The sequence below is a fragment of the Coprococcus sp. AM14-16 genome, from assembly GCF_003434675.1.
GTDB lineage: Bacteria > Bacillota > Clostridia > Lachnospirales > Lachnospiraceae > Coprococcus > Coprococcus aceti.
In genome coordinates this window covers 44000-66521 of the sequence record NZ_QTLL01000001.1, presented here as the reverse complement: position 1 = coordinate 66521, position 22522 = coordinate 44000, and the positions used below count along the sequence as shown (strand labels likewise).

The 22522-nt window shown below is 44.3% G+C and carries 22 protein-coding genes; 3 read left to right on the top strand and 19 right to left on the bottom strand.

What is annotated here, in order from left to right; translation table 11 throughout:
• Positions 1-165: 165 nt before the first annotated feature.
• The 4 genes from DW159_RS00365 to DW159_RS00350 form a co-directional block, all read right to left on the bottom strand.
• The gene (locus DW159_RS00365) at positions 166-984 is read right to left on the bottom strand and encodes a YesL family protein (protein ID WP_117548556.1); all 819 of its coding nucleotides are present in this window, start codon (positions 982-984) and stop codon (positions 166-168) included.
• 115 nt (positions 985-1099) lie between these two features.
• Complete coding sequence (locus DW159_RS00360) at positions 1100-1960, bottom strand: carbohydrate ABC transporter permease (protein ID WP_117548555.1); 861 nt, start codon at positions 1958-1960, stop codon at positions 1100-1102.
• A gap of 10 nt (positions 1961-1970) precedes the next feature.
• On the bottom strand, positions 1971-2912 hold the full coding sequence (locus DW159_RS00355; RefSeq protein WP_117548554.1) for a carbohydrate ABC transporter permease: 942 nt from the start codon (positions 2910-2912) through the stop codon (positions 1971-1973).
• A 115-nt stretch (positions 2913-3027) separates the two neighbouring features.
• Entirely contained in the window at positions 3028-4461 is a 1434-nt protein-coding gene (locus DW159_RS00350; RefSeq protein ID WP_117548553.1) for an ABC transporter substrate-binding protein, read from the bottom strand.
• 558 nt (positions 4462-5019) lie between these two features.
• Here DW159_RS00350 and DW159_RS00345 point away from each other — a divergent pair.
• Complete coding sequence (locus tag DW159_RS00345) at positions 5020-5907, top strand: hypothetical protein (protein ID WP_022216609.1); 888 nt, start codon at positions 5020-5022, stop codon at positions 5905-5907.
• An 82-nt stretch (positions 5908-5989) separates the two neighbouring features.
• Here the strand turns inward: DW159_RS00345 and DW159_RS00340 are convergent, their stop codons facing one another.
• Both DW159_RS00340 and DW159_RS00335 read right to left on the bottom strand, forming a co-directional pair.
• On the bottom strand, positions 5990-7615 hold the full coding sequence (locus DW159_RS00340) for an ABC-F family ATP-binding cassette domain-containing protein (RefSeq protein ID WP_117548552.1): 1626 nt from the start codon (positions 7613-7615) through the stop codon (positions 5990-5992).
• A gap of 181 nt (positions 7616-7796) precedes the next feature.
• Complete coding sequence (locus DW159_RS00335; RefSeq protein ID WP_015533298.1) at positions 7797-7979, bottom strand: hypothetical protein; 183 nt, start codon at positions 7977-7979, stop codon at positions 7797-7799.
• A gap of 185 nt (positions 7980-8164) precedes the next feature.
• On the opposite strand from DW159_RS00335, the gene DW159_RS00330 reads away from it, so the two are divergent.
• Positions 8165-9451 (top strand): HlyC/CorC family transporter, encoded by a 1287-nt coding sequence (locus DW159_RS00330; protein ID WP_330410571.1) that lies wholly within the window; start codon positions 8165-8167, stop codon positions 9449-9451.
• 484 nt (positions 9452-9935) lie between these two features.
• Entirely contained in the window at positions 9936-10637 is a 702-nt protein-coding gene (locus tag DW159_RS00325) for a DUF1836 domain-containing protein (protein ID WP_117548550.1), read from the top strand.
• A 113-nt stretch (positions 10638-10750) separates the two neighbouring features.
• Here the strand turns inward: DW159_RS00325 and DW159_RS00320 are convergent, their stop codons facing one another.
• The 13 genes from DW159_RS00320 to DW159_RS00260 all read right to left on the bottom strand — a co-directional run bounded on the left by DW159_RS00320 (position 10751) and on the right by DW159_RS00260 (position 22346).
• Entirely contained in the window at positions 10751-11080 is a 330-nt protein-coding gene (locus DW159_RS00320; RefSeq protein WP_015533300.1) for a YerC/YecD family TrpR-related protein, read from the bottom strand.
• A 67-nt stretch (positions 11081-11147) separates the two neighbouring features.
• Entirely contained in the window at positions 11148-12647 is a 1500-nt protein-coding gene (locus DW159_RS00315; RefSeq protein ID WP_117548549.1) for an alpha-amylase, read from the bottom strand.
• 216 nt (positions 12648-12863) lie between these two features.
• Positions 12864-14081 carry an LL-diaminopimelate aminotransferase gene (locus DW159_RS00310; RefSeq protein WP_022216612.1) on the bottom strand — a complete coding sequence of 406 codons (1218 nt, stop codon included), beginning with the start codon at positions 14079-14081 and terminating at the stop codon, positions 12864-12866.
• Positions 14082-14091: 10 nt separating this feature from the next.
• Positions 14092-14892, bottom strand: coding sequence for a diaminopimelate epimerase (gene dapF / locus DW159_RS00305; RefSeq protein ID WP_117548548.1), 801 nt, complete (start codon positions 14890-14892; stop codon positions 14092-14094).
• Positions 14893-14917: 25 nt separating this feature from the next.
• Entirely contained in the window at positions 14918-15469 is a 552-nt protein-coding gene (locus tag DW159_RS00300; protein WP_070098466.1) for an ANTAR domain-containing response regulator, read from the bottom strand.
• A 112-nt stretch (positions 15470-15581) separates the two neighbouring features.
• Positions 15582-16913, bottom strand: a complete 1332-nt coding sequence (gene glnA, locus DW159_RS00295) for a type I glutamate--ammonia ligase (RefSeq protein WP_117548547.1) — start codon at positions 16911-16913, stop codon at positions 15582-15584.
• A 147-nt stretch (positions 16914-17060) separates the two neighbouring features.
• On the bottom strand, positions 17061-17831 hold the full coding sequence (locus DW159_RS00290; RefSeq protein ID WP_117548546.1) for an ABC transporter permease: 771 nt from the start codon (positions 17829-17831) through the stop codon (positions 17061-17063).
• Positions 17824-18741 carry an ABC transporter ATP-binding protein gene (locus DW159_RS00285; RefSeq protein WP_117548545.1) on the bottom strand — a complete coding sequence of 306 codons (918 nt, stop codon included), beginning with the start codon at positions 18739-18741 and terminating at the stop codon, positions 17824-17826. Before DW159_RS00285 ends, DW159_RS00290 begins: the two co-directional genes overlap by 8 nt.
• A 129-nt stretch (positions 18742-18870) precedes the next feature.
• Complete coding sequence (gene rpsR, locus DW159_RS00280; RefSeq protein WP_015533306.1) at positions 18871-19134, bottom strand: 30S ribosomal protein S18; 264 nt, start codon at positions 19132-19134, stop codon at positions 18871-18873.
• 17 nt (positions 19135-19151) lie between these two features.
• A complete protein-coding gene (locus DW159_RS00275; RefSeq protein WP_022216615.1) occupies positions 19152-19604 on the bottom strand; it encodes a single-stranded DNA-binding protein in 453 nt (150 codons plus the stop codon).
• Between the two features lie 16 nt (positions 19605-19620).
• Positions 19621-19911, bottom strand: a complete 291-nt coding sequence (gene rpsF / locus DW159_RS00270) for a 30S ribosomal protein S6 (protein WP_015533308.1) — start codon at positions 19909-19911, stop codon at positions 19621-19623.
• A gap of 123 nt (positions 19912-20034) precedes the next feature.
• Positions 20035-20805 carry a TIGR03915 family putative DNA repair protein gene (locus tag DW159_RS00265; protein ID WP_308936792.1) on the bottom strand — a complete coding sequence of 257 codons (771 nt, stop codon included), beginning with the start codon at positions 20803-20805 and terminating at the stop codon, positions 20035-20037.
• Between the two features lie 11 nt (positions 20806-20816).
• Positions 20817-22346 carry a putative DNA modification/repair radical SAM protein gene (locus DW159_RS00260; RefSeq protein ID WP_117548544.1) on the bottom strand — a complete coding sequence of 510 codons (1530 nt, stop codon included), beginning with the start codon at positions 22344-22346 and terminating at the stop codon, positions 20817-20819.
• Positions 22347-22522: the final 176 nt, after the last annotated feature.

The following is a 22522-nucleotide window of genomic DNA, read 5'->3' as shown; positions in this document are numbered from 1 at the left end:
TTTTTCATGTGTTCCCCGCCATGAACACCCCTTGATATTCTGTCTTTTTGAACGTTCACTATATATAACGATTACATTATCATAAATGTGACACTTTTTCATAAAAAAAGAGGTTAAAGATTTCTCTTTAACCTCTTTTATGGGAAATATCACTATCTTCAGGCTTTATGCCTGTTCCGAATCCAAGTCTTCTTTATTCCCTGTATCCTCTTTATTCTTTTCTTCAGCTTCAGCCTCGGCTTCTAACAGTTTCGCAGCAGCTTCAGCCTCCTCCTTTGCCTTCTTCGCCTCTTCCTCGGCTTTTCGGGCGGTTTCCTCCAGTTTCTTCTCGTTGAGTCTGAATATCTTCCTCATCGTCGTACTGGTTCCGTATGCAATCGCACCAAATATGAATAAAACCCACAGGTACCATATATTCACAAATATAATAGGGTATCTCACGCATATAAATATAGGTGCAAACCATGCGATAAATACTTTTAACCATGATCCCTTATATGTGATAGCCAAAGCCAGTGAGTTTCTCACCGTGGTTCCCAGCTTATTGTTGTATCTGGCTATCAATGGGAACAAAAACGGAACAATAAGTCCCATAAATATAAGTTCTGTCACAAGAATTCCTGTGTAGAATGTAGATATGAATCCCGTCACTCTCTTGACAAGCAGGAATTCAAAATACATTACAAATATCGCAAGCAGAATAAAGAAATACGCTATGGTCGACTGTTTAAAGTTTCTCTTAAACTCATGGATAAATCCGGCGACAACCGTCTCTTCCTCATCCTCCTGCAGTCTTATACACATAGCATAAAGAGCTGACAGCGATGCTCCCACTGTAAATATAGGTATACAGCCAACTACAAAGCACACATTAAGTGCAAATATAGTTCCAAACGCATCCATTGCCCGTCTCAGAAGTGGTTCTTTCTCTTTTCCCCTGTCATTCTCTCTGCTCTCTTCCCTGTTGTTTGATATCTCGCTCATTCAAAATGTCCTCTTCGCTTATTGTCTCGTTAGAAAAAAAAATAATATAATGTGGGTATCGATCAACCCGAGAGTCATCGATACCTACATTATATTTAATTGATTACAATATATATTACTCCTTTACACCACCAAGTGCAACACCTGCAATAATATACTTAGAAAGGAAGAAGTACATTACGAGAATTGGAAGAACTGTTGTGAAAAGTCCACAATAGATCTGACCCCAATCTCTTGACTTATCATTTGCCTTTAACGCCTGAACGTACATTGGCATTGTCTGCTTCTTTCTCTCTGTAGCAAGTATGATAGAAGGTGTATACAGGTTATTCCATGATGCAACGAATCCGAAGATTGCCTGAGTTGCCATAGCCGGCTTCAGAAGAGGAAGTACGATCGTGTTGAACGTATGAATTTCTCCTGATCCATCAATTCTGGCAGCCTCTACGATCTCTGTCGAGAGACCTGTCTCCATGTACTGCTTCATAAAGTAAACAGTTGTTGGTGCTGCGATCGCTGGAATGATCATTGCAAGATATGAACCATAAATATGTGTGAGGTTACATACCTTGATAAAACCTACGATAGATACCTGCTGAGGAATCATCATGATAGCATATATGAAGCCCCATGCAAACTTCTTTGCCTTGAAATTGTAAACTGTAACTGCGTAAGCTGTCAGAGAACCGAAGTAGATCTGAAGAGCTGTTGCAGGTACTGTGATAATCAATGAATTGAGCATAGCCTGAAGTACGTTTACTCCACTCGTCTTAGCACTACCCTCTAAAAGTCCCTTGAAGTTAGTGATGAACTGTGATCCAGGAACAAGCTTTATTCCTGTAAGAATATCACTGGACTTAAGTGTTGAGTTTATTACCAAAATATAAAACGGTATGATTGACAGGAAACAAAGTATGATACAAATGACATATCTAAAAACTCTCGTTCCTGTTGCTTTTGATTCTGTCTGATCCAACTTTGTTCACCTACTTTCCTTGTTTTGCTGTTTTCTCTGATGTCAGCTTATAGAACAGTAAGCTTATTATCAATGTGAATGCGAAAAGCATTACTGAGTAAGCTGCAGCTTTACCATAATCCTGTGTAGGACCTGCACTTACATACTTCTTGATAAGCATAACTACTGTTGTTGTAGAATTGACATCTGATCCACCTACTCTTACAACTGGGTTACCTTCGTTGAACAGCTGTGGAATATCGTACATCTGCAGACCACCGATAGCTGATGTTACGAGTGTGTACTGTAAGATCGGCTTGAGCAGTGGAAGTGTTATTTTGAAGAACTGCTGCTTTGATGTAGCACCATCAACACTGGCTGCCTCGTAAAGTGATGGATTGATACCGAGAATACCTGCACAAAGGACAATCATTGTATTACCATACCACATCCAGAACTGGATAAAAGCAATGATTATAAGTGATGCCCAGCCGTGATTCAGGATACCACCATCATCACACCATCCCCAACTTCTGAACAGGCTCGTGATAGGTCCCTGAACCTCGAACATACTGTAGAAGAGAACGGCGATTGTAGCTGCTGTAATGATGTTAGGCATGTACATGATTACCTTGAATGCACCCTGACCCTTTAACTTAACCTTGATGTCTGTGAACCAGGCAGCAAGAACAAGTGCGAGAAGGATCTGAGGGATGAAGTTTACTATCCACAGAACAACTGTTATAGCAAGTGCCTGCCAGAACTCACTTCCGGTCTTTGCAAACACATAATTGGTAAAGTTACCGAGTCCTACGCTTGTTGTCACATATCTACCATTCTTAGCTGAGTAGACAAGTGAATTGTAGAACGTATAGATAAGTGGATACAGCTGAAAGATAAGGAAAACAAGGAAGAACGGAATGAGGAACATCAAACCATACTTGCCGTATTCAACTGTCTTGTTCTTTTTCATAGTGTGATACGCCCCCCTTAAAATATTGGTCTATAGTACACACGCACCAGCAACTTTCATTACTGATGCGTGCATTTTGTTACTTTATAGTTTTATCCTTTATTTTAGGGATAGATTACTTTGAGATACCAAGCTCTGAAGCACACTTGTCCTCGATGTACTTAACAGCATCATCAACTGATGTGTATGTACCTGAGTTGTAAGCTGTAGCTGCCTCATCGATGAATCCCTTGATTGAAGCGTCATTGTATGTTACGTTGCTGAGGTTGATTCCCTCTGCTGCTGCTGCCCATACCTCGATTGGGTTCTGTCCGCCAAGGAATTTCTGAGCTGCATTGTCGCTTGAAAGCTCACCATTGATAAGTCTCTCGTTAGCTGCCTTGTTGTTTACACAGTCACCTGTCTTGTTTGTGATCTCAACACCAACATCTGGATCACATGTTAACTCGTAAAGAAGGAATGCACAAAGCTCTGGGTTTGGTGTATCCTTACCAACCATTACGTATGTACCGCCCCAGTGGTATGATGTAGGGCCTGTAACAGCTCCCCAGTTACCATCTACAGCGCCGTTACCCTGCATTGAACCGATGAACCAAGGACATCCGAAGTAGCAGAATACCTTTGAATCATTTGTCATATCAGCAGCCCATGATGAATCCCAAAGGGCTGTGTTGTTTGAATATCCACCATCATAGATCTTCTTACCTGTCTCAAGGTACTCTGTAACTGCACCATCAAGTGTAAGCTTCTCTGATGAACCGTCATCTGTTACCCAAGGCTGTGACTGAGTATCCCAGATAGCGTACTTAACATCTGAAGGACCAGATACGATCTTGTATCCAGCATCCTTTAACTTGTCTGCTGTCTCGAAGAACTTGTCCCAATCAGCAAGAGCTGCCTGAACTGTCTCAGGATCATCTGATCCAAGAACTTCCTTAGCAATGTCTCTTCTGTAGAATACAGAACCTGCTGTAGCCTGCCATGTAACGCACTTAAGCTGTCCATCTTTTGTTCCATACTGCTTAGCGAAGTCGTATGAATTAGCCATAACATCATCTGTGAATCCAAGATCTGTAAGGTTTGCTGTTGCGTCTGTCTCTGACCAGTACTTAGCTACATCGTTATCAGCTGGGATAAGTGAAGGATACTTGTCTCCACTTTTAAGAGCTGTGTCGATAGCTGTCTTGTACTCATCTGATGTTCCACCAACACCAAGTGTTACGAACTCAACATAATCCTTGTACTCTGGGAACTTGTCAAGAACGACGTTCATCTTCTTTGAGAAATCCTCATCCCATGAGTAAGCGTAGATCTTCTTGCTGTCATCCCAGCCATCTGTGCTAGGTGCTGCAATTGCTCCTGTTGCTGAAGCGTCTGCCTCTGTTGCCTCTGTAGCATCATCTGATGCTGCGTCTGTTGCCTCTGTTGCCTCTGTCTTAGCCTCTGTCTTAGCCTCTGTTGTAGCATCATCATTTCCGCCACATGCAACGAGTGATAATCCCATTGCCATAGCTAATGAAAGTGCTAACGCCTTTTTGATTTTTCTCACAAAAAAACCCTCCTTTTAAATATGTGTGCTATTCCAATGTTATGCTCTAAAATCGCCTTATCGAGCATATCCGGAATGCCGTGTCATGCTTTTCCATGACCTCTGTTGTGATTTTATTGACAACGTCCTTGTCAACATAGGCTTATTATAGGGCATATTATCTAATTTGGCAACCCCTTTTTTGAGTTTTTTTATCTTTTTTGCACATTTGCCTTTTTTTAAGCTTAAAAAATAACTAATTAAACTTTATCTATAAGGCGTGTATTTTATCATTTTTGTCAAATAGCCTATTTTTCGTACATTCCGTGCGCCTTTCCGGCTAATATGGCAACTGTACTTTATATATATAAAACAGCTTATTTACAGGGTTTTCTTTTAGTCATTATGTATAGTGCATGCAAAACCGATCTGTTTTATTGTGCAATTTTAAATTTTAGACTTTTTTCACTATTGGAGGGGTTCTGTTCTCCTCTTCTATATGTTAGTATACTATTATTAAATATATTTGACGCGGAAGACCGGACGCCCTCCGGCTCTTTTCGTGCAGAGGAGTTTTGAATGAGCAAAAAAGATAATACACAGGAAGAGGTGCTGGAAAGCACACAGAAGGATGCCCCGGATGACATTTTGATCCAGCCAAGGGGTGTCAAGCGTGAGGTGGCCGACGGTTTCTCAGATCCTAGATCTGCAGCGCCCAAAGCGGACCTTGCGACCGAAAACAGTCTTGAGCTTCACGCCATGACGAGATCAGAGCGCCGCAGATACAGACGGGCGCAAAAAAAGGCTGAGACAGCGGACATGACACGCTCACAGCGTTTTCATTATTTTATAGACTGCAACAAATGGAAGATCATAGGAATACTGATGATCGTAGTGTCACTGGCCTGGATCTCACTGGCGGTATATTCCAATACCCGGCCGACGGTATTTGCATATGCGGTGGTCAACAGTCCTGATCCATGGAGCGTGGACACATCCGTTATAGACGACTATAAGAGCTACTATAATTATAAAGACTCGGACAAGATTAAATATATGCAGAACCTGCATTACGATCCGACTACATTTGACGCTGACTACGATGCAAATGGAACGGAATACTCTTCCTTCCCGCTGCTGTGCGAGGACAATGTATATGATGTGCTGATATCCGACAAGGCCGGAGTTGAGTGCTGCAGTTGGATAAATCTGATACATCCGCTTGATACATATGATGGCACTCTCAAAACTCTCTTCGAGGGAGAGCTCAAGGATCGTGTAGTAACGGCGCAGGATTCCGCAAATCACACTTCCGCATACGCAATAAACATCAGCGGAACGGATTTTGCCAACCGCATGAACCTGGGATACAACGATGTGTATCTCTCATTCCCGGGCAACAGCGAGGAGAATGTTGACCACATTATCAAGCTGTTGAATTACATTTTTGATCTTGGTATAGAATAAGAAAAAATGGCTGTGACATATTGTTGTGTCACAGCCATTTTTTCTGTCATGATCTGTATTCAGGTGATCATATATCAATATATCAGTCCTCAGAATCCATATTCATAACCTGTCTCTTTCTTGCAAGCTCGTCATTAGCAAGATACTCATCATATGTAGTCTGCTTGTCTATGAGACCGGTGTTTGTTATCTCTATAATTCTATTGGCTGTTGTCTGTACAAACTGGTGATCCTGTGAGGAGAACAATACGACTCCAGGGAACTTGATAAGTCCGTTGTTGAGCGCTGTGATCGACTCCATATCCAGATGGTTTGTAGGCTCATCAAGAATCAGGGTGTTTGACCCCATGATCATCAGCTTGGACAGAAGACATCTTACCTTCTCTCCTCCAGAGAGGACTTTGACCTTCTTAACTCCATCCTCACCTGCAAAGAGCATTCTTCCAAGGAAACCTCTTACATATGTGGCATCCTTCTCATCTGAATACTGAGTGAGCCAGTCTACTATCACAAGGTCGTTGTCGAACTCCTTGGTGTTGTCCTTAGGGAAATATCCCTGTGAAGTTGTAACACCCCACTTGTAACTTCCCTCATCAGGCTCCTCCTCGCCTGCAAGTATCTTAAAGAGCATGGTTGTTGACTTTGTATTTGGTCCTACAAATGCTATCTTGTCGTCATGTCCAACTGTGAATGAGATATCATCTAGAAGCTTCTCACCGTCAACTGTCTTAGAAATATGTGACACGGTAAGCACTTCATTTCCAATCTCTCTCTTAGGTCTGAAATCGATATATGGGTACTTTCTGCTCGATGGCTTAATATCATCCAGTTCGATCTTCTCAAGAGCACGCTTACGTGATGTCGCCTGCTTGGACTTTGAAGCATTTGCCGAGAATCTCTGAATGAACTCCTGGAGCTCTTTGATCTTCTCTTCCTTCTTCTTGTTGGCTTCCTTCATCTGCTTGATCATAAGCTGACTTGACTCGTACCAGAAGTCATAGTTACCTGCGTAAAGCTGGATCTTGCTGTAATCTATATCTGCTATATGGGTACATACCTTGTTCAGGAAATATCTGTCATGCGATACAACGATAACCGTGTTCTCAAAGTTGATGAGAAATTCCTCAAGCCATGCGATGGCATCCATATCAAGGTGGTTTGTAGGCTCATCCAGAAGAAGTACATCCGGATTGCCAAAAAGGGCCTGGGCAAGAAGCACCTTGACCTTGAGTCCACCATCCAGATCCTTCATCAGGCTGTAGTGATACTCTGTGCCTACACCAAGGCCATTCAAAAGTGTTGAGGCATCTGACTCAGCCTCCCAGCCGTTCATCTCAGCAAATTCAGCCTCAAGCTCTGCAGCCTTGACTCCATCCTCGTCTGAGAAGTCCTCCTTCATATATATAGCATCTTTTTCCTTCATTATCTCATACAGACGCTTGTTACCCATGATTACTGTGTCAAGCACCTGGTACTCATCGTATTTGTAGTGATCCTGCTGGAGAACTGAAAGTCTCTCTCCATCATTCATGGTCACATCACCCTTTGACGGCTCTATCTCTCCTGACAGGATCTTCAGGAAAGTTGACTTGCCGGCACCATTTGCACCGATCAGTCCATAACAGTTACCCTCTGTAAATTTGATATTTACATCCTCAAATAAAGCCTTCTTACCAAATCTCAATGTTACGTTATTCGCACTAATCATCGACGTATATACCTTTCACTATTTACTCTGTCTGCACACGCAAACGCCTCCATTTTCAGTGATTAAGTATATCAATACATGTCAGATGTGTCAACTTTACTTTATGTACAGAGCGGCGCTTTTCCTGCCCCGCTCCACTCTTCCATTCTGATATCCTTTACCAGAAATTTCTGGCTGCCAGCTAGAGATTCTTGACTATAGGATCATACAGATCAAGCTCACAGTACTCTGTGTCTGTAAAATGATCGCAGTTAAGACAACTCTTACCCGTCACATCGTTTGAAAGACCCTTACAAGAACACTTCTTCTCATACGCACTGCATCTCTCTGCAACTTCTTTGTAGGTTTCTGTTGAACTTCTCATGATGTTCTCTCCTTTTTGCTATGCATTTTTCTGCTGCCTTATTATTGTGTGTCTTTTTCTGCTTTTTATTCCCCATTTCATTCTTCGCTGATTCTTTGCCACATCAAGGTATGGATTCTTGACAATATGCTATATATTAAGTACAATCAGAATTAAAAATTTTTTAAATGATTGGAGATGAAATCTTGGACGCAGGTTCCATAATAAACATTATCATTCTGGTGGTGCTGATCGCACTGTCCGCATTCTTTTCTTCAGCTGAAACAGCACTCACAACGGTGAGTAAATTCTCGCTCAGGTCTCTTGCAGACAACGGCAACAAGCGGGCCTCACGGGTTCTCAAGGTCACAGAGAATTCAAGCAAGCTGATAAGCACTATTCTTATAGGAAATAACATTGTCAACATATCAGCATCTTCTCTCACGACCACATTCGTAACAAAGGCATTTGGAAGCTCTGCTGTCGGTATTGCAACCGGAGCCCTGACACTGATCGTTCTCCTCTTCGGAGAAATCACACCAAAGACCCTGGCTCAGCGTTATAACCTGAAGATATCGCTGTTATACATTGACATAATCCAGTTCCTTATGATAGTGCTCACACCTGTGATATTCATAGTGAATAAGATCGCTGATTTTATATTCTGGATCATAAGGCTCGACAAGGACGGCGGGAACCAGAAGATGACCGAGGATGAACTCATAAGCATGGTGAACGTCAGTGAGGAGGAAGGCGTCATCGAGGACAAAGAGAAGGAAATGATAACCAATGTGGTGGACTTCGGAGATTCCATTGCAAGAGATGTCATGATCCCAAGAGCAGATATGACCATCGCCTCTGTTGATATGGCTTATGATGATCTGCTGAAGCTCTACATGGAAGTACCGTATACGAGAATTCCTGTATATGAGGACTCCAGAGATAACGTGATCGGTATCCTTCATGTTAAGGATCTCTTCTTCTACAAGGCAACCCATGATATCAATAATTTCAGCGTTCGTAACATCATGAGAAAGCCACTGTATGTATATGAATATCAGAAGACCAATGATCTTCTGCACTCCATGAAGTCGGATTCCAATACCATGGCCATCGTGCTCGATGAGTACGGAATCTGCATAGGACTTATTACCATTGAGGATCTCATTGAGGAAATCATCGGAGACATCAAGGATGAGTACGACACGGAGGAACACAACAACATCATCAAGGTTGACGACACCCACTACAACGTCGATGGCTCCATCAAGCTGGATGATCTGAATGATGCACTGAATCTAAAGATAGAATCAGAGGACTACGACTCCCTCGGCGGTTACATAACCGAGCTGCTGGATCACATTCCAGCCAAGGGCGAGTCCGTCACCGACATCTCATGCATCTACAAGGTACTTGAGATGGACAAAAAGCGAGTCGCCAGAGTGCTTATCACGCTGGCTCCGCAGGAGCCAGGCGACGCCGATGGCGAGTAAGCCAGCGCCGGGTGGCGGGGTTATGCGCAAACAGACATTTTCGTTGAAAAAGATACAATTTTGTGATATTTGTCGAAGGAATTTACGAAAAGCACACAGGCTTGCGAAAGCTTGTGTGCTTTTCTCTTTTTTCGGCTCAAAAAGATACAATCGTCAAGCTTGCAGCCAGCTAGCGTCCTGAGCATTCTCTTTCCTCTTGATTTTTTAACAAATTAATACGTTTTATAGTAAAACAACCTTGTAATGTAGTTTTGAATACTATATAATATGTCGTGTTGATTCAAAATCAACTGTTTATATGCGGTATTACACACTGCATAAACAACACATACTGCACAAAACAGCACATGCTGCGTAAACAATGCATACTGCATACACAGCACGTACAACTGTTGGAATATGTCAATTTGTGAACGGTATTTATGAACAGCATTTTCGCACAGCAGCTCCTGTGTGTGCTCCAATTAATATAAGAGGTGTCTATATGGATAAAAAGACAAATATTAAAGACATAATATCAATGGCCGGTGGCCTTGATTATATAAACCCTAAGGATATTCCTTCCATTGACCTGTACATGGATCAGTTGACCACCTTCATGGAGGATCAGCTTGGAAAGAACAGGCGCAATGACGAGGACAAGGTGATGACCAAGACCATGATCAACAACTACACGAAGAACAATCTTCTGCCATCGCCTAACAAGAAGAGATATTCTAAGCAGCACCTTATACTGCTCATTTATATATACTACCTGAAGAACATGCTCAGCATCAACGATATACAGACTCTGCTTGAGCCTCTTATAGATGGTTATTTTGATTCCAACAAGGACGGAAAGGATATTTCTGATATATACGCCCACTTGTATGAGCATCTATCCCAGCATTACGGTGACATCATCAAGGATATCGTGAGAACAGCCAACAAGGCTGATGCCATGTACGATCCTGAGAAGGACTCCTATCTCCACGATCTCAGCATGATCTCACTTCTCTCAGTTGATATATATGCCAAGAAGAAATATGTGGAGCATCTGGTAGACAAGCTCAGACAGGAATCTGAGGAAGATGCCAAGGCGAAGGCTAAAGCCCAGGCACAGAAAGCCAGAGAGCAGGCAGCAACCAAAGCCGCAAAGGCTAAGCAGCCACAGGCAAACGCCGCAGCCGAGGGCAAGAAAAAATAGTCAGCTTACGCACAAGCAACAAGTATTGCGACCAGATTTCACAGGACTCCAGCCTGTAACACAAAATAAAACCCCTGAACGATTACATTTTATCGTTCAGGGGTTTTGTCTGACTACTTGTCGGTTTTCTCGTTGCTCTGCTTGTCATTCTGCTGGAAGCTCTTCATTCTTGAAAATACAAGCTCATATCCGTCCTTGCCATAATTCAGGGATCTGTTGACCCTGCTTATCGTGGCTGTGGACGCTCCGGTCTTCTCCGCAACCTCCAGATATGTGTTGTCTTCCTTCAGCATCTTGGCCACTGCAAAACGCTGTGCTATAGATAACAGTTCATTCACCGTGCATACATCCTCAAAGAAATTAAAGCACTCCTCTTCTGTCTCCAATGTAAGTATTGCCTCAAACAGATCCTGTACTGCCTCTGTATGTACTGTTTTTCCCATGTCTAAGCTCCTTTTTGACTTTCACGACTTTAGCGTGATAAAGTAATATATACTATATACCACTTTCTTATAATTTGCAATCTTTTTTGATCCAGACTGAAAGGCCTCTTCTGTTGACATAGAACTCGCCACAGCCCTCGTCATCTATCTTGATGTCATACTTGGCATTACCCATGACATCTGCAAAATGTGCTCCCGCAAACTGTCTGCCCACATACATTCTCTTGGTGCCGCCCATTCCATCAGACATGACAACCGCAAGTCCTGAATCCTTGTGCTCCTCGTCGCCCTCTCTGGTCCATCCAACAACCTCGCTGTGATCAAAGTAGTCGTGCTGAGTTCCGTATGCATATTTCTTTCTGAGCTTGAGCAGCTTATTCAGTATCGTCTTCTTCGACTTTACCTTAACCTGTGGTATTCCCGCATAGTCGCCGATATACAGACACGGATAGCCCTGCTCTCTGAGCAGTATGACCGCATACGCCAGAGGCTTGAACCAATCCTCAACGTACGATTCCAGGACTCCTCCGACCTGGGATTCGTGGTTATCTACAAATGTAACAGCCTTCTCCGGATTGCTCATCATAAGTGAACCCTTAAGCAGATCTGCCATGTTATACTCTCCATCTGCCACAGATGCATCGTGGAAATTGAAGTGCAATGGCACATCGAACATGGATGCCTCATTGTCTGTGGCCTTGATATAGCCATTCAGATATTCTGTATTCCAGTGCCAGAAATCACCGACAGCAAATATGTCCTTATGTACATATTCCGGAGCCTCATCTGTGCCCTTCTTCTTAGCGGCTACAGGGACATCAGATGTCGCTTCAATAAAATCCTTCACAAACCATGCAGGGATAGCCTCCGCCTCCTGGAATCTGAATCCGTCCACATCAGTGGTCTTCTCGTACCACTGAGCCCACGCCATGAGCTCGTCATACACTTCCTGATTGTAGAAATCAATCTCGCTTCCAATTATATAGTCATACTTGGAATATTCCTTGTCCGCCTCGTCATAATCCTTGCCCTCAAGAGCGCACACACGCTTCTTGAATTCTTCCTGCTTCCAGTCTATTCCCGCAAAATGCTTCCAGTTCCACTTGAACTTGGAATACTTTGACTTTCTTCCAGGGAATGTAAACTTTGAAAGTGCTCCCACAGTCTTCTTATTGCCGATCATCTGTGGAATATCTTTGGTGTTGAAGTCGGCTGCTGTAACCTTCTCTATCCTGTCAGCGCCGAGCTTCTGTCTGACCGCAATGTCCGCATAGACATTTATCCCCTGATCCTTCATAGCCTTTATAGCAGCTATATACTCATCCTTAGTTCCATATCTGGTTCCAACTGAACCCTTCTGGTCAAACTCTCCCAGATCATACAGATCGTACGGAGCATACCCCATATCTTCTTTGCCCTGTGCTCCCTTTGTAGCAGGCGGAAACCATACAGCCGTAGCCCCCATCTTCTTCAGAACCGCAGCGTCCTCTGCTGCCTTTTTCCATAAATCCTGGCTGTCGGTCGTATTCGCTGTAAAATACTGTACCAAAAGTCCGTTATCCTTCATCTCAATACCTCCGTTATTGGCTTTTAATCACCCTTATAAGTCATTATATCAAATCTGAATATATGAGTAAAGACCGACAAATAACAAAAAACATGCCCGCAGACTCCCCTTACCGGAGTGCCTGCAGGCATGCCAAAGACACTATGTACTGTAACGTATATATCTTGGATCACACACGCTGATCCATGCATGTATACACCACAGCTTATAGCTGTATTACATATTCTTGATTCTCTCTATAGCCTCAACTGTATTCTCATAAGTTCCGAATGCAGTAAGTCTGAAATATCCCTCACCGCTTGGTCCGAAGCCTGAGCCTGGTGTTCCGACTACATTTGCATTCTCAAGCAGATAATCGAAGAAATCCCATGATGACATGTTGTTCGGTGTCTTAAGCCAGATGTATGGCGCATTTACACCGCCTGATACAGTGTAACCCGCGTCCTTGAGTCCCTGTGAGATAACCTTTGCGTTGTTCATGTAGTATGCGATCTGAGCCTTTGTCTGAGCCTTGCCCTCGTCTGAGTACACCGCGTCTCCTGCTGCCTGAACAATGTATGGAGCGCCATTGAACTTTGTTCCATGTCTTCTTGCCCACAGGCTGTGCATTGACACGCCATCTGCATCCTTCAGATCCTTTGGAACTACAGCATAGCCAAGACGTGTTCCTGTGAATCCTGCGTTCTTAGAAAAGCTCTTGAGCTCGATAGCACATGTCTTTGCGCCCTCGCACTCATATATTGTATGAGGAACATCCTCCTCGCTGATATATGCCTCGTATGCAGCATCGTAGATGATGACTGCTCCGACCTTATTTGCGTAATCTACCCACTCCTGAAGCTGATCCTTCTTGATCGTTGCTCCTGTAGGGTTGTTTGGGAAACACAGATATATGATGTCAGGTGTCTCCTTTGGAAGCTCTGGCGCAAAGTTATTGTCCGCAAGACATGGCATGTAAATTACATCGCTCCACAACTCTGTGTTCTTGTCGTATGTTCCTGTTCTTCCTGCCATTACATTTGAATCAACATATACAGGGTATACAGGATCACATACTGCGATCTTGCTGTCTGCTGTAAATATCTCCTGGATATTTGCTGAGTCACTCTTTGCCCCGTCGCTGACAAATATCTCATCAGCAGATATGTCCACGCCTCTGTCAGCATAGTCGTTCTTTGCTATGGTGTTTCTGAGGAACTCATAGCCGAGATCAGGAGCATATCCCTTGAATGTCTCCGCAACTGCCATCTCGTCTACAGCCTTGTGAAGGCGCTCTATGATAGCCGGTGCAAGTGGCTGAGTCACATCACCGATACTGAGTCTTATAACCTTCTTGTCCGGGTGTGCTGCGCTGTACTCTCTCTGCTTTCTTCCAACTGTTGAGAAGAGATAACTTCCCGGAAGCTTTAAATAATTTTCATTTGCCTTAAACATATCTTTCCTCCTAATATATATCAGTCCAGCCTTCAAATACTTCCCTTGCCGGTCCTGTCATGTACATAGTTTCATTCTGCCTGTCGTAATCAATATCCAAAGTTCCTCCGAGCAATGAGACCTTTACCGAATCTCTCGTCCTGCCGGCAGCTATCCCCGCCGCCACAGCCGCACACGCGCCTGTACCGCACGCAAATGTCTCGCCGGAGCCGCGCTCCCACACTCGCATCCTCATATGATCTTCGTCAACGATCTGGACAAATTCTATATTTGTCCTGTTCGGGAACATGGGATGCACTTCCATCTCAGGCCCCAGAGTCTCCATCTGGCAGACATATATATCATCCACCCACACAACCGCATGGGGATTGCCCATGGATACCCGGACAAAATCCACGGTTTCATCAGGCAGAACAGCCATCTCGACAGCCGCGCCTATATCCGGTCTGCCCATATCCACACACACCGCAACCACTCTTCCATCCTGCAGAATGCATCTGAGCCGTTTTATACCCGCCTGTGTCTCCACGGTAAATTCCGTCTTCTCCGTCATTCCATGGTCGTATACATACTTGCCAAGGCATCTTATGCCATTTCCACACATCTCTGCCCTGCTGCCATCCGCATTGTATATATCCATATTAAAATCAGCCCTGGCCGAAGGTCCTATAAGTATCAGTCCGTCGCCCCCAATGCCCCTGTGCCTGTCACTGACAAGCCTGGCAAGGATCTCCGGATCATATACCTTTTCTCTGAAGCAGTTCACGTACACGTAGTCATTTCCAAGTCCTTCCATCTTCGTGAATCGCAATAGAAAGCCTCCCTCTTGATCTGTTTTAGAAACAATCTGAATTATCCAGTATCATATATGCCATCTCGACTATATTTATACCGTTATCCATGCTCTTCTTTTGCAGATATCTGTGAGCGCCCTGTTCATCATACTCAAAGTCATGCATAAGCTTGAGCTTTGCCGCCTTGATGACCTTCTTCTCTTCCTCGGTTCTCTCCTTTGGCCTGGACTTTCTCTTTTTTCTCTCCCACAGAAGATTCTCTATTGTGAGACTTACGGTATTCACAAAGTCCATGGACTTTATCGGCATAGACAGACATACCACGCCGCTATCCCGGACTTCCTCATAATTCTTCTTGCTGCTGAGCACGATCATGTCAAAATATTTTGGAATATAATTCTCAAGATCTGAATACATCATATCCAGGAATTTATATCCACATATTATGACTCCATCGTCACACGCATCCGCAGCCTGCGCCGCCTGGGCTCCGGTTGTACACACCTTTGTAACACTTATACCATTGCGAATGAGCAGGTTCTTTATACTCTTTGCTTCCTCTATTTTCGGAAAAACTATTATAACATTTACCAAATCAAAGCCCTCTCAATCGTGTACGTATAGCTATTATCAAATATATAGGTAAGCAGACCTTTCGCTCCGCTTACCTATACTACTCATCATTTTATATTGTTCGTGTATAAGATCAGACTTTGTACAGATAGTTTGAGATCTCCCAGTCTGTAACCTGTCTTGTGTACTCATTCCACTCATCCATCTTGGCACTTGTATATCTCTCGAAGATGTGTGAACCAACTGCCTCCTTCATGAAGTCGCTCTCGCTCATGGCAAGAGTTGCCTCTCTGAGGTTTGCAGGAAGGCTGTGGATATGACGTGCCTTCTTCTCCTCTGCAGTGAGGTTGAATATATTTGTATCTACACTTGGCGGAACTGGAAGCTGACGCTTGATTCCGTCAAGTCCTGCTCTAAGGCATACTGCCATGGCAAGGTATGGGTTAGCTGTTGGATCCGGACATCTGAGCTCAACTCTTGTTCCTGCACCACGTGCACTTGGAATTCTGATAAGTGGACTTCTGTTCTTTGCTGACCATGCGATGTAAATAGGAGCCTCATAGCCTGGAACAAGTCTCTTGTATGAATTTACAAGTGGGTTGGTGATGGCTGTCATCTCCTTCATATGCTCCATGATTCCGGCGATGAACCAGTAAGCCTCCTGGCTAAGTCCGAGCTTATCGTTCTCATCTGCAAATATGTTCTTGCCATCCTTCTGGAGCGACATGTTCATATGCATACCTGAACCGCATACGCCATACTTTGGCTTTGGCATGAATGTTGCGCAGAGACCATGTCTCTTGGCAATAGTCTTTACAACAAGTTTGAATGTCTCGATGTTGTCGGCGGTTCTCAAAGCCTCACCGTACTTGAAATCTATCTCATGCTGTGCAGGAGCTACCTCATGGTGTGATGCCTCGATCTCAAATCCCATCTGCTCAAGAGTAAGAACCATATCTCTTCTCGCATTCTCACCGAAATCCAGTGGTCCGAGATCAAAATAGCTTGCTCTCTCGTATGTGTTAGTTGTAGGCATTCCGTTCTCATCTGTCTGGAAGAGGAAAAACTCACACTCAGGACCTACATTCATAGTGTAACCCATCTCTTTTGCCTCAGCCAGAGCTCTCTTAAGTACATATCTTGGATCGCCCTCAAATGGTGTTCCATCAGGCTTATATACATCACATATAAGTCTTGCAACCTTTCCCTGCTGTGGTCTCCAAGGGAATGTCTCATATGTATCATAATCAGGATACAGATACATATCTGACTCCTCAATTCTCGCAAAGCCCTCTATAGAAGAACCGTCGAACATGATCTTGTTGTCAAGTGCCTTCTCTATCTGGCTTGAGGTTATCGCTACGTTCTTAAGGTCACCAAAAATATCTGTGAACTGAAGTCTTATAAACTCAACATCATCTTCTTTGACCTTTTTCAGTATGTCTTCCTTTGTGTATTTTCCCATCGTTATACTCCTTTTCTACACATTGTTTGATCCTCTGCATGTAAATCTCTATGAGATTTTCTCATAGCTAGAGTTATAATAAACTTTGACAGAACTTTTGTCAACACAGATGAACGGTTGAGCAAATGTATATTCTGTCATAATTCTCTATCGAAGATCTCTCTTTCTGAATGTCAGCCATGTTGCCACGATCATCACCGTGCCGTATGCAGCAGCCACCGCCAGCGATATTCCAGCATGGCTCCAGTCTATATCGACCTGACTCATCTCCCTCACAGAACTGAACGGCATATAGCCCAGTATTTTCTCCAGAACATCCGACTGGAACAGCACAGGCATGATCTGCACGCCGAGATCCACAAGGAAAAACAGCAGCAGATTCACTGATACTGACGCAGCCTTGGACGTCAGTGCAAACGCAAGGAACACGCATGTCATATATAACATCGTAAGCACAAATCCCTCACACGCCACCGATCTCAGCATATATACCGCCACATCCATGGTAAATTCCTTTCCAAAGCCTCCACAAATGCATCCTCCTACGGTATACACAAGTATATCTTCAAGAGAAAGTATCCAGATCGCCACTATATATACTATGATCTTCGCAAACATTATATGTGCTCTGCTGTGTCCCTGGGCTATCGCACACTGGATATCCCTGGACTTGTAATCGCTGGTGATGAGCGACGCCGCAATAAATCCAAACAGCATGCCCGACACCGAGCTTCCGGAAAACGAGCCCAGCAGATACTGAAACTGAAAATCTCCCGTGAGTTCTATTCCGAGAATATCTCCAACCAATCCCACCGAGATCAGATATATTATATCCTGGACAAAGAAAACTATCAGGCACACCCTGAAGCCCAGGCTCTTATACAGCTTATAAAATTCAGCCGGCAACAGTTCACGCATAATGAGCACCCCCTATCCTGTGAATAAAGTAGTTCTCAAGGCTCTCCTCCTCGAGATGGTACTCACTGACAAACACCCTCTCATTGTAGAGAACCCATGCCAGCTCGTCTGAATTTACCGGCTGGTCCACGATTATCTCATCACCATTCACATACACATTCACTATATTGTATCTCATAGCAAGAATATCAAGCACCTTCTTCACATCATTGGTGCGCAGTCTCAGTCTTCTGTGACACTTCGCATCAAGCTGCGCTGCGGAGAGGCAGTCTATGATCTGTCCTCTGTCTATCATTATGTAGTCCGTTGCCAGCTCGTGAAGCTCTGTGAGTATATGGCTTGATATAAGTATCGTCACGCCAAACCTCTGATTTATCTGCTTGAGAAGATTTCTTATCTCAACTATTCCAACCGGATCAAGCCCGTTTATAGGCTCATCCAGGAGCAGAAGATCCGGACCTGACAGCATGGCACAGCCAATTGCCAGTCTCTGCTTCATTCCCATCGAATAGTTTCTGAATTTCTTCTTACCAACACCCTGCAGTCCAACGTTTGCTATGGTCTGGTCGATGAGCTTGTCGTTCTTTATCCCCCTCAGCTTCATATTAAGCTTTATATTGTCTCTAGCATTATAATTGTCGTGCAGTCCGGCATGTTCACACACCGTTCCTATCCTCTTTCTGGCATTCACCAGCCCCTTACTGTCACTGGCGCCAAATAACTCTATCTCTCCCTCGTCAGGAAACAACAGACCATTGATATGATTGATCATGGTCGTCTTTCCTGCCCCGTTCTGTCCTATAAAGCCATATATCTTTCCCCTTTCAAGAGATATATTGACATTGGCCAAAACAGTATTCTTTCCAAATGTCTTCGTGAGTCCGCTTACTCTCACAACATTCTCTGCCATTTATTCCCCACCTTTCTGTCCTCATAAAATACGCCTACAGGAAATAATATTCTATGAATTTACACAAAAACCCGTCATCCAGCACATAGCTGAATAACGGGTCCTTTATATACTTATCAATGATAAGAATTAATCCTGAACGTATGGTAATATTGCGATCTGTCTAGCTCTCTTAACAGCAATTGTGATTGCTCTCTGATGCTTAGCACATGTTCCTGTGATTCTTCTTGGAAGGATCTTACCTCTCTCTGAGATATACTTTCTGAGTGCGTTTGAATCCTTGTAATCGATCACAGCCTCTTTATTAGCACAATACTCGCAGACTTTCTTTCTTCTACGGATATTTCTTCTCTTCATTGGAGCGTCAGCTCTATCAGTCTTATTGTAAGCCATTGTATTTACCTCCTATTTTACTTGAATGGTAAATCGTCCTCAATACCTTCCGGTATACTCATGAAGCCCTCAGCTCCTGCATTGCCAGGTGCCGGTCTTCCTGCTGGCTGATATCCACCGCCTGATGCCTGTCCGCTTGCAGCCTTGCTCTCAGCAAACTCCTGCTCCTCAACAACAACATCAGTTGTGTACACCTTGTTACCATCCTTATTCGTATAGCTTCCAGTCTGGATTCTACCTGTTATAGCAATCTTCGTTCCCTGCTTCAGGTACTTCTCTGCAAACTCAGCGCTCCTGCCAAATGCAACGCAGCCGATGAAGTCTGCACTCTGGTCGCCATTTCTATTGAATCTTCTGTCTACAGCCAATGTGTATCTTGCAATAGCCATCTGGCCATCACCTGTGTTTGACTGTGAATATCTAACTTCCGGGTCTCTTGTGAGACGACCCATCAATATTACCTTGTTCATTATAGAATACCTCCTATTACTCGGCGTCTAATCTAACGCAAAGATATCTAAGAACTGATTCCATAATACGAATGTTAGCCTCAAGCTGAGCTGGAACTCCAGCCTCTGCATCAAACTGAATGAAGTAGTAGTATGCTTCGCCCATCTTCTGAATCTCGTAAGCAAGCTTCTTGAGTCCACACTCGTTAACTTCTGTAATTGTTGCGTTAGCCTTCTCAATATAAGACTTAACCTTATCAACTACAGCTGTTCTGGCTTCCTCATCAATCTTTGCACTAACAACTAAAGTTAATTCATATTTGTTCATTACATTGCACCTCCTTATGGTCTCTGGCCCACAGTCATCTGTGAGCAAGGAAAATATGATTAATACATCACAAGTTCAGATACTATCATATTTTTCCAGCCAATTCAAGCATTTTTTCTATGATCATCCCAAAAATTCTGTGGCATGCTTTCTCGACCACAAAGGGAACATGCTTCTCTGGCATCTGTAGTTCTCTCTCTGCTCCACGCTCACCGCGCTGAAGAATGTTCTCCACATATCTGTGTAATCATCCTCCATATATTCTGCACTGCCCAGCGTCTCCATCTCCTGATCTGTAAGCCGCCTCACATACATATCCGAATCCACCGGATGCACCACGGCGTAACGTCTGCCATCATCCACTATCAGCCAGTATTCTGACGGCATCCTGTCCGCAAAATGACTGGCGACAAGAAGCGCAACATCGTCCTTTGGTTCTATATGACATACATACACCCGCCCCTGGACAGCAGTGAATCTGGCTATCTCCCTGAATAGATGTGCCTCGTTGCTCACACTCCGCCCAAGCTCCATGATACGCATCACCTCCGGACTTATGAGCATATGTTCCACCTTTCGCCCCTCGGCAAATGCCAGTATCAGATATCTGTACACAGTGTCCAGTGCATCCTCCTGATGCGACAATAGTGCATTGAATACGTTGCGGTACACCAGCCAGGATACCTTCTTCACAGACCGGGTAAACTTCTGCACCTTGTCCGCATCCGGCTCGACATGTATATAGTCAGCGAACATATCCAGTTGTTCCACAGGCTCCTTCATAAGCATCACATGGTCGTGTCCGACCTGCAGTGCCATACTCCACGCCTCATATATGCATGTAGCCATATCGTCATATCTGTCTCTGCATGTGAAAACCTTCATATTGTCCATAACTTCCACCTTCACGCCTTCATTCCTATATCAAATAAAGTCATCTGTCTATACTGTTCATTGCCGTGTGATGCCTGCCAGTTCTCTCCCCGGCTCAGATCCGTCATCTCCCTGACAATGTAATCCCTCTCTATAGGGATCCTGTACATCATACGTCCGCCACACGTTATAAAATAATGTGCTCTCTTAAGCACCACCCCCATCTTCTTCAGATTATCGAAATCCAGACTTCCGTATCTGCGGGCTCTCACTATCCTGCCCGCCGACTTCGGCCCTATGCCGGGAATCCTGAGAAGCAGATCATACGGTGCCGTCTGCACCTCCACCGGGAACTGGTCAAGATGCCTCACTGCCCAGTTGCACTTCGGATCCATTCTCTGATCGAGGTTCGGCTCGTTCTCAGACAATATCTCCTCAGCGTGGAATCCATAATATCTGAGCAGCCAGTCCGCCTGATACAATCTGTGCTCACGGAGCAATGGAACCGCCGTATCCAACGCAGGGAGTGCCGAGTCCTCGTTGATCGGTATATACGCGGAGTAGAACACACGCTTCAGATCGTATCGCTGATACAGTCTCTGGGCTGTGTGTATGAGCGTGTAATCCGACTCTCCGCTGGCTCCAACTATCATCTGTGTGCTCTGTCCCGCCGGGGCAAATGCCTGTCTCCTGTCTGTATCTCCAAACATGACAGGGAGGGGCGAAGAGGCAGCACCGATGTCTCTTTTATCAGAGGTCATTCCATCTGTGAGTGCCTCTGCTGCTGACATCTGCAGAGCACCATGTCTTTCCTGCCCTGCCAGCTCTGCTTTGTATGAGGTCAGATCCTTCTGCAGATTCTTCTCGTTGAATATGCTTCCAGTAAGGTATCTGTTGATACCGCTCCTCTCCATACGCGCAGTCTTGCCCACCGCCAGTCTGTGAGATTCTATAGTGCTGGTCAGCTTGCCCATGGGATCAAGTATGGTGTCAAAGCTCTTGTTCGGGGCAAGCTTCTTCAGACTCTCCTCAGTCGGCAGCTCCATATTAACACTTATCCTGTCCGCTAAATATCCCACCATGCTTATAAGCTCATCCGATGCCCCCGGAATGGTCTTCACATGGATATATCCATTGAACCTGTACTTCGTCCTGAGAAGATACAGAGTCTCACACATCCTCTGCATGGTGTATGTCGGATCCCTGAGCACACCGGAGCTCAGGAACAACCCTTCTATATAATTCCTCTTGTAGAACTCTATGACCAGATCGCACAGCTCCTCCGGTTCAAATGTCGCTCTTGGCACATCATTGCTTCTGCGGTTCAGACAGTACTTGCAGTCATATACACAATGGTTCGTCATAAGGACCTTAAGCAGCGATATACATCTTCCATCCGCTGCAAAGCTGTGACATATACCACATGATACACTGTTGCCCAGGGCTCCCTTCTGTCCCTTCCTGCCCACTCCACTGGATGTACACGCCACATCATACTTCGCCGCATCCGCCAGTATATTCAGTTTTTCATTCGTTGTAAGTCCTGTAATTATCTCGTTCATGCATAATATTATACGAACATTTGTTCGGTATTGCAAGAGGTAATTTCTGGTTGCCGGTTAAAGCATAATATTACTTACTTATGGATGGCGCAGACAAAAAAGACCGGACACACTCTGAACGAATGTATCCGGTCTTCTCTATGCGAAAGGCTCTGGACTATGACAGTTCCTTTCTT